General features: G+C 70.7%; 5 protein-coding genes. 4 read left to right on the top strand and 1 reads right to left on the bottom strand.

The features are described from left to right. Positions 1–264 precede the first annotated feature (264 nt). On the bottom strand, positions 265–3,804 hold the full coding sequence (gene dnaE / locus AOK18_RS26035) for a DNA polymerase III subunit alpha (RefSeq protein ID WP_055570797.1): 3,540 nt from the start codon (positions 3,802–3,804) through the stop codon (positions 265–267). A 275-nt stretch (positions 3,805–4,079) separates the two neighbouring features. Between dnaE and AOK18_RS26030 the strand changes: the two genes are divergently transcribed. The 4 genes from AOK18_RS26030 to AOK18_RS26015 all read left to right on the top strand — a co-directional run. After that, positions 4,080–5,429, top strand: a complete 1,350-nt coding sequence (locus tag AOK18_RS26030) for a DUF2252 domain-containing protein (protein ID WP_055695926.1) — start codon at positions 4,080–4,082, stop codon at positions 5,427–5,429. A gap of 110 nt (positions 5,430–5,539) precedes the next feature. After that, entirely contained in the window at positions 5,540–6,241 is a 702-nt protein-coding gene (locus tag AOK18_RS26025; RefSeq protein WP_055695925.1) for a hypothetical protein, read from the top strand. Positions 6,242–6,344: 103 nt separating this feature from the next. Further along, positions 6,345–7,157 (top strand): thioredoxin domain-containing protein, encoded by an 813-nt coding sequence (locus AOK18_RS26020; protein WP_055570794.1) that lies wholly within the window; start codon positions 6,345–6,347, stop codon positions 7,155–7,157. Between the two features lie 141 nt (positions 7,158–7,298). Then, positions 7,299–8,929, top strand: a 1,631-nt coding sequence (locus tag AOK18_RS26015; RefSeq protein WP_055695927.1) for an alkaline phosphatase D family protein, incomplete at its 3' end; no start/stop codon positions are given.

Here is an 8,929-nt window from a genome sequence, read left to right as displayed (position 1 = left end):
CGCGCCCCGCAGCCGGCGCAGCACCCCTCCGCGGAGGCGCGGTCCGAGCAGCACGGCCCGCAGATCACTCCCGGAGACGTCGCCCGCAAGGGCAGGGAGAAGCGTTTCGGCCACAACTGACGCCCGCGCGGCGGGCCCTCGGGCCCCGCGCACGGCACGCGCAGAGGGGTGCCCCCGTCACCGGGCGCACCCCTCTCGGCCGTCGTCCCTCCGGCCCCGGGCCCGTCGTCGGCCCGCGTCCGCCGGCCGCCCCGGATCCTCCGGCTAGCCCGCCAGGCAGGACGGGCCGAGGAGGACCTTGAGGTCGCCGAACAGGGCGGGGTCCGGCTTCACCCGGTGCCGGTCCAGGCGCAGCACCGTCGTCTTCGTGGGCCCCTGGAGCCTGATGCGGACCTCGCTGTCGCCCTTGTGGTGGCCGAGGATCTCGCCGAGCCGGCTGACCATCGGCGGGGTGACCCTGGTCGCCGGGATGGTGAGCACGACGGGCGCGTTGGTGCCCGCGTTGGACAGGTCGGGCACCTGCAGCTCCATGGCGACCAGCCGCGGCACGTCCTCGCGCTTGTCGAGCCGGCCCTTGACGAACACCACGGCGTCCTCGACGAGCTGGGTCGAGACGAGCTGGTACGTCGCCGGGAAGAACATGCACTCCAGGGAGCCCGCGAGGTCCTCCACGGTGGCGATCGCCCAGGCGTTGCCCTGCTTGGTCATCTTGCGCTGGAGGCCGGAGATGATGCCGCCGATGGTGACCACCGCGCCGTCGCCGAAGTCGCCGCCGGTGAGCTGGGAGATGCCCGCGTCGGCCTTGTCGGACAGGACGTGCTCCAGGCCGAACAGCGGGTGGTCGGAGACGTACAGTCCGAGCATCTCCCGCTCCTGCGCGAGCAGGTAGGTCTTGTCCCACTCGTCGTCGGTGAAGGTGACGTCGAGGCCGAAGCCGGGCTCGCTGGTCTCCTCCTCGCCCATCCCGCCGAAGAGGTCGAACTGTCCCTCGGCCTCCTTGCGCTTGACCGCGACCACGTTGTCGATCATCGGCTCGTACTGGGCGGTGAGGCCCTTGCGGGTGTGCCCCAGGGAGTCGAAGGCGCCCGCCTTGATCAGCGACTCGGTGGTCCGCTTGTTGCAGACGACCGCCTCGACCTTGTCGAGGTAGTCCGGGAAGGAGGCGTACTTCCCCTTGGCCTTGCGGCTCCTGATGATCGACTCGACGACGTTGGTGCCGACGTTGCGGACCGCGGACAGGCCGAAGAGGATCACGTCGTCGCCCTGCGCGGCGAAGTTCGACTCGGACTCGTTGACGTTCGGCGGGAGCACCTTGATGCCCATGCGGCGGCACTCGTTGAGGTAGACGGCCGACTTGTCCTTGTCGTCCTTGACCGAGGTGAGCAGCGCGGCCATGTACTCGGCCGGGTAGTTCGCCTTGAGGTACCCGGTCCAGTACGACACGAGTCCGTACGCGGCGGAGTGGGCCTTGTTGAACGCGTAGCCGGCGAACGGGACCAGCACGTCCCACAGCGCCTGGATCGCCTCGTCGCTGTAGCCGTTCTTGCGGGCGCCGGCCTGGAAGAGGACGAAGTTCTTCGCCAGTTCGTCGGGCTTCTTCTTGCCCATCACGCGGCGGAGGATGTCGGCCTCGCCGAGCGAGTAGCCCGCGATGATCTGGGCGGCCTTCTGCACCTGCTCCTGGTAGACGATCAGGCCGTAGGTGACCGACAGCACCTCCCGGAGCGGCTCCTCCAGTTCCTTGTGGATCGGGGTGATCTCCTGGCGGCCGTTCTTGCGCTCCGCGTAGTTGATGTGCGAGTTCATGCCCATCGGGCCCGGCCGGTAGAGGGCCGAGACGGCGGAGATGTCCTCGAAGTTGTCGGGCTGCATCTGGCGGAGCAGCGAGCGCATCGGACCGCCGTCGAACTGGAAGACGCCGAGGGTGTCACCGCGGCAGAGCAGTTCGAAGGTCTTGGGGTCGTCCAGCGGGAGGGAGAGCATCTCCAGGTCGACGCCCTTGTTGGCCTTCACCATCTTGATGGCGTCGTCCATGATCGTGAGGTTGCGCAGGCCCAGGAAGTCCATCTTCAGCAGGCCCAGCGACTCGCACTGGGGGTAGTCCCACTGCGTGATGGTCACGCCGTCGGTGTGCCGGGTCCAGAGCGGGGCGTGGTCGACGATGGGTTCGCTGGACATGATCACGCCGGCGGCGTGCACGCCCATCTGCCGCACGAGGCCCTCGACGCCCTTGGCGGTGTCGATGACCTTCTTCACGTCCGGCTCGTTCTCGTACATCGCGCGGATCTCGCCGGCCTCGTTGTAGCGCGGGTGCGAGGGGTTGGTGATGCCGTCGAGGTCGATGCCCTTGCCGAGGACGTCGGCGGGCATGGCCTTGGTGAGCCGGTCGCCCATGGCGTAGGGGTAGCCCAGGACGCGCGCGGAGTCCTTGATGGCGTTCTTCGCCTTGATCTTGCCGTAGGTGCCGATCATGGCGACCTTGTCGGCGCCGTACTTCTCGGTGACGTACCGGATCACCTCGACGCGCCGGCGCTCGTCGAAGTCGATGTCGACGTCGGGCATGGAGACGCGCTCGGGGTTGAGGAACCGCTCGAAGATCAGGCCGTGCGGGATCGGGTCGAGGTCGGTGATGCCCATGGCGTAGGCGACGATCGAACCGGCCGCGGAGCCCCGGCCGGGGCCGACCGCGATGCCCTGCTTCTTGGCCCACATGATGAAGTCGGCGACCACGAGGAAGTAGCCGGGGAAGCCCATCGAGATGATGGTGTCCATCTCGTACTCGACCTGCTTCATGCGGTCGTCCGGGATGCCGTCCGGGAAGCGGCGGTGCATGCCCCGCATGGTCTCCTCGCGGAACCAGCTGACCTCGGTGTAGCCCTCGGGGATGTCGAACCTGGGCATGAGGTCGCGCTTCTCGAACATGCCCGTGGTGTCGACCATGTCGGCGATCAGCCGGGTGTTGGCGCAGCCCTCCTGCCAGGCGTCGGAGGAGTCGATGGCGTACATCTCGTCGGTGGACTTGAGGTAGTAGCCGGTGCCGTCGAACCGGAAGCGGTCGGGGTCGGAGAGGTTCTTGCCGGTCTGGATGCACAGCAGCGCGTCGTGGGCGGTCGCCTCGTGCGCGTACGTGTAGTGCGAGTCGTTGGTGACCAGGGGCGGGATGCCGAGCTTCTTGCCGATCCTCAGCAGGTCCTCGCGGACCCGGTGCTCGATGTCGATGCCGTGGTCCATCAGCTCCAGGAAGTACCGGTCCTTGCCGAAGATGTCCTGGTAGTCGGCGGCCGCCTTGAGCGCCTCGTCGAAGTGGCCGAGGCGCAGCCGGGTCTGGACCTCGCCGGAGGGGCAGCCGGTGGAGGCGACCAGCCCGGTGGACCACTGGGAGATGGTCTCCTTGTCCATCCGGGGCCACTTCTGCAGCCAGCCCTCCGCGTACGCGTCGGAGGAGAGCCGGAAGAGGTTGTGCAGGCCCGTCTTGTCGACCGCCCAGATCGTCTTGTGGGTGTAACCGCCCGAACCGGAGACGTCGTCCCGCTTCTGGTGCGGCTGGCCCCACTGGATCTTGCGCTTGGTGCGCCGCGACTCGGGGGCGACGTAGGCCTCGATCCCGATGATCGGGGTGACTCCGGCCTTCTGCGCGCTGTGGAAGAAGTCGTACGCGCCGTGCAGGTTGCCGTGGTCGGACATGGCGATGTGGCTCATGCCCATCTCGTTGCAGGCGTCGAACATGTCCTTCAGCCGCGCGGCACCGTCCAGCAGGGAGTACTGGGTGTGGACGTGCAGGTGCGTGAACGGCGTCTTCGACACGGTTCGGCCTCCAGTGGCGGGGATCGGACGGAGAGGGTGGCTGCGGCGCGGAGCGCCTGGTCGGGGGTGGCGGACGGGGACGGGCGGACCACCGGTCACGGGCCGGCGGGCGGTCCGGTGGTCAGCGTCGAAGTCTATGCCCCGGCGCTGACACGCGCGGGCCCGCGGCACGTACCTTCGGGCGGGCGGCACGGGCACTCCCGTGACGCGCCGCACGTTGGAGCGGGGGACGGATCCGCCGTCCCAAAATATCCCGTACCAGGAGGCACTCAGCGATGCCGGTCCCGCAGCTCGACGACGAGCACCGCGGCGAGGAGATACTCGCCGTTCTCGACACCGCCTTCGGTGAACTCCTGGCCGCCGACCCCGCCGCCTTCCGGGTGAAGTTCCGGAAGATGGCGGCCTCGGCGTTCGCGTTCTACCGGGGCACGGCGTGTCTCTTCTACCACGACCTGGACGCCGAGCACGCCGGGCGGGGCGGCGGGAGGACGTACAGCGGGCCGTACCTGGACGACCGGACGTCGCGGGTGTGGATCCACGGCGATCTGCACGCGGAGAACTTCGGCACGTACATGGACTCCAACGGCCGGCTGGTCTTCAACGTCAACGACTTCGACGAGGCCTACGTCGGTCCCTTCACCTGGGACCTCAAGCGCTTCGCCGCCTCCATGGCGCTGATCGGCTACGCGAAGGCGCTCGGCGACGAGCAGATCACCGGACTGGTGCGGATCTACACGGCCGCCTACCGGGAGCGGATCCGCGCCCTGGCGACCGGCGCGAAGAACGACGAGGTGCCGCCGTTCACGCTGGACACCGCGCAGGGCCCGCTGCTCGACGCGCTGCGCGACGCCCGCTCGCTGACCCGGTTCGGACTGCTGGACTCGATGACCGTCATCCGTGACTTCGAGCGCCGCTTCGCCTCCGGCGGCGGGGCGGTCGAGCTCGACGCCGCCACCCGCTACAAGGTCCTCGCCGCCTTCGACGGCTACCTGGAGACGCTGCCGGACTCCTCGCTGGCCCGTCCGGACTCCTACCGGGTGAAGGACGTCGTGGGCCGCCGGGGCGTGGGCATCGGCTCGGCCGGGCTGCCGTCGTACAACATCCTGCTGGAGGGGCACAGCGACGCCCTGGAGAACGACGTCGTGATCTACGTCAAGCAGGGCCAGACCCCGGCCGTCTCCCGGCACGTCACCGACCGGGCGATCCGGGACTACTTCCGGCACGAGGGCCACCGCACGGTGATCTCCCAGCGCGCCCTGCAGGCCCACGCCGACCCGTGGCTGGGCTGGACCGAGCTGGACGGCGCGGGGCAGCTGGTCGCGGAGGTCTCGCCGTACGCGGTGGACCTGGACTGGGGCGACATCGACGAGCCGGAGGAGATGGCCCAGGTCGTCGCCGACCTGGGCCGGGCCACCGCCACGATGCACGCGGCGGCGGACGACACGTCCGGCGAGTCCCTGGTGCCCTTCTCCACCGAGCGCGCCATCGACGCGGCGATCGCGGCCGACGAGGAGGGGCTGGAGCCCCTGCTGGTCGACTTCGCGCACAGGTACGGCGCCCGGGCGCGCGGCGACCACCAGATCTTCCTGGACCTGTTCCGCAACGGCAGGATCCCGGGCCTGTGACCTCCCCGGCGCCCAGGGGCGCCGGCGGGAGGGTCCCGTCGAGGGTTTTCCCGACGACCGGAGCCCTTTAGGGATCCCTTACCGGAGCGCATGACAGACTCGGCCCCACCATGGACATATCCGGAGCCCCGTTCAGAGCCGTGCGCGCGGCGCTGTTCACGACCGTGGTCGTGACCCTCAGCACCGCGTCGCACGTGCTGCTGTCCGGGGCTCCGCTGCCGCTGAGCACGGTGGCGGTGATCGCCGCCGCCGTGTTCGCCCTGGCGTACGCCCTCGCGGGCCGGCAGCGCTCCTTCGGGCGGATCGCCGCCCTGCTGATCCCGCTGGAGCTGGCCGCCGACACCGTCTTCACCACCGGCCAGCACGTCTGCTACGGCCGGATGGGCGGACCGGTCACGGGCCCGCTGCGCTCGGTCGGCTTCGACGTGCTGTGCGGCCAGGGCGACGGCGTGGGCGCCTCGCTGACCCGGGTGGCCGGCCCCGCGGTCCACGGCGGCGACCGGTTCGCCGGGCTGCTCGCCCAGGCCGGCCCGGCCACCTCGTGGCTGCTGCTCGGCGCGCACGTCGGCATCGGCCTGGGCGCCGCCGCCTGGCTGCACCGCGGCGAGCGGGCCCTGGCCCGGCTGCTGGGCGCGGCGACGGCGACCACGTTCCGGCCGCTGCTGCTGGCGGTCGCCGCGGTGACCGTGCGCCGCGCCCCGAAGGTCCGCCGGCCGGCCCGCCCGGACCACCGGACCACCACGGCCGTGGACCGGATCCTCGTGCACTTCCTGGGACGGCGTGGACCGCCGTGCTCCACCGCCCTCGCCTGAGCCGGCTCGGCCCCTCAGGCGCCGGCACCGTGTCCGAGCACCCGCAGTCCCCCCTACACATCCCGCACACACCCCGTGCGCGTCCCCAGTGGAGAGCATCACCATGAGCAAGCGGAACAGCCAGGCGGCGAAGACGGCGGCCCGTGAGCGCCTGCGCGTCGAGCGCGAGCGCGAGGCCAAGAAGGCCAAGGTCAAGCGCCAGCTGATCGTCGCCGGTTCGATCGTCGGCGTCCTCGCGATAGCCGCCGGCATCGGTTACACGATCATGCAGGCCAACAAGCCCGGCGCGTGGGAGGCCGCGGCGGACGCGAAGCTCGTCAAGCCGGCCAACTCCAGCGGCGAGAACGGCACCACCGTCGTCATCGGCAAGGCCGGTGCGAAGAAGACCCTGGAGCTGTACGAGGACCCGCGCTGCCCGATCTGCGCCACGTTCGAGCAGGGCGTCGGCGAGACGATCGAGAAGGACGTCGCGGACGGCAAGTACAAGGTCCAGTTCATCGGCGCCGCGTTCCTCGACCGCAACCTGACCGGCGAGGGCTCCAAGAACGCCCTGAGCGCCCTGGGTGCCGCGCTGGACGTCGGCCCGGAGGCGTTCCTCGCCTACAAGTCCGCGCTCTACTCGGCCGAGTTCCACCCCGAGGAGAGCCAGGACAAGTTCAAGGACGACTCCTACCTGATCAAGGTGGCGGACTCCGTCGAGGAACTGAAGGGCAACAAGAAGTTCCAGACGGCCGTGGAGAACGGCACCTACGACAGGTGGGCTCTGGAGATGGCCGAGAAGTTCGACGGCAGCGACGTCCAGGGCACCCCCACGCTGAAGATGGACGGCGAGAAGCTCACCGGGTCGGACGGGCAGAACGCGCCGATGACGGCCCCCGAGTTCACGGCCGCGGTCGAGAAGGCCCTCAAGTCCTGATCCGGGAACCCCGTCCGGCCCCCGGATCCGGGGGCGCGCGGCCGGGATCCGGTCACGGCCGGCCGACGGCACGCTGAAGAGCGGGCGAACTTCGGTGAGTTCGCCCGCTCTGGCATGTACTTGTCACTACGCTGAGCGGTTGTGACCACTCGACACAGATCACCCGAGAGCCGCGTCTCCGCCACCGCGGACGCCACCGTCTTGGCCCCCCGCCGCCGTTCGGTCGTCAAGGCGGCCGCCGCGACCGCGGTCCTCGCCGCACCGCTCACCGCCGCGCCGCCCGCCCGTGCCGCCGCCACCGCGACCCCCGTCTTCCTGCACGGGGTGGCCTCCGGCGACCCGCTGCCGGACGGCGTCCTGCTGTGGACGCGCGTGACGCCGGCGCCGGAGGCGACACCGGGCTCGGGGCTCGGTCCCGACACCGAGGTCGGCTGGACCGTCGCTCGCGACAAGGCGTTCACCAGCGTCGTCGCGAAGGGGTCGATCCGGGTCACCGCGGCCACCGACCACACCGTCAAGGCCGACGTCCGCGGCCTCGCGCCGGCCACCGACTACTGGTTCCGCTTCTCCGCCGGCGGCACCGACTCCCCCGTCGGCCGCACCCGCACCGCCCCGGCCGCCGACGCCGCCGTGACCGGTCTGCGCTTCGGCGTGGTCTCCTGCTCCAACTGGGAGGCCGGCCACTTCTCGTCGTACCGCCACCTCGCGGCCCGCGGCGACCTCGACGCCTGGCTGCACCTCGGCGACTACGTCTACGAGTACGGCTCCGGCGAGTACGGCACGCGCGGCCGGACCGTCCGCGCGCACGCGCCCGCCCACGAGACCGTCACCCTGGCCGACTACCGCCTGAGGCACGCGACGTACAAGACCGACCCCGACCTCCAGGCCCTGCACGCCAAGGCGCCGGTCGTCGCGATCTGGGACGACCACGAGATCGCCAACGACACCTGGTCCGGCGGCGCCGGGAACCACACCGAGGGCGCGGAGGGCACCTGGGCCGCCCGCCAGGCCGCCGCCAAGCGCGCCTACTTCGAGTGGATGCCGGTGCGTCCCGCGATCGCCGGCACCACCTACCGGCGGCTGCGCTTCGGCAGGCTCGCCGACCTCTCCCTGCTGGACCTGCGCTCCTTCCGCTCCCAGCAGGTCTCCACCGGCGACGGCGCGGTGGACGACCCGGACCGCACGCTCACCGGCCGCGCCCAGCTCGACTGGCTCAAGTCGGGACTGTCGGCGTCCGACACCGCCTGGCGGCTGGTCGGCACCTCGGTGATGATCTCGCCGCTCGCGATCGGCTCGCTCCCGGCGCACCTGCTGAAGCCGGTCGCCGAGCTGCTCGGCCTGCCGCGGGAGGGCCTCGCCCTCAACACCGACCAGTGGGACGGCTACACCGACGACCGCCGGGAACTCCTCACCCACCTGCGGACGAACGCGATCCGCAACACGGTCTTCCTCACCGGCGACATCCACATGGCGTGGGCCAACGACGTGCCGGTGAACGCGGGCACCTACCCGGCCTCCGGCTCGGCGGCCGCCGAGTTCGTCGTGACCTCGGTCACCTCGGACAACCTCGACGACATCGTCAGGGTCCCCGAGGGCACCGTCTCCGCGGTCGCCTCCCCGCTGATCAGGGCCGCCAACCGGCACGTCCACTGGGTCGACACCGACCGCCACGGCTACGGCGTGCTGGACATCACCCCCGAGCGGGCGCAGATGGACTACTACGTGGTGTCCAGCCGCACCGACCCGGGCGCCACCTCCAGGTGGGCGCGCTC

The sequence above is a fragment of the Streptomyces prasinopilosus genome, assembly GCF_001419695.1.
Classification (GTDB): domain Bacteria; phylum Actinomycetota; class Actinomycetes; order Streptomycetales; family Streptomycetaceae; genus Streptomyces; species Streptomyces prasinopilosus.
This window is presented reverse-complemented; position numbering and strand designations above follow the sequence as displayed.

What these genes read in the sequence shown, in the direction of transcription:
- AOK18_RS26030 (WP_055695926.1), top strand. Translation starts at nt 4,080, where the DNA reads ATGCCGGTCCCGCAGCTCGACGACGAGCACCGCGGCGAGGAGATACTC.
- AOK18_RS26025 (WP_055695925.1), top strand. Translation starts at nt 5,540, where the DNA reads ATGGACATATCCGGAGCCCCGTTCAGAGCCGTGCGCGCGGCGCTGTTC.
- AOK18_RS26020 (WP_055570794.1), top strand. Translation starts at nt 6,345, where the DNA reads ATGAGCAAGCGGAACAGCCAGGCGGCGAAGACGGCGGCCCGTGAGCGC.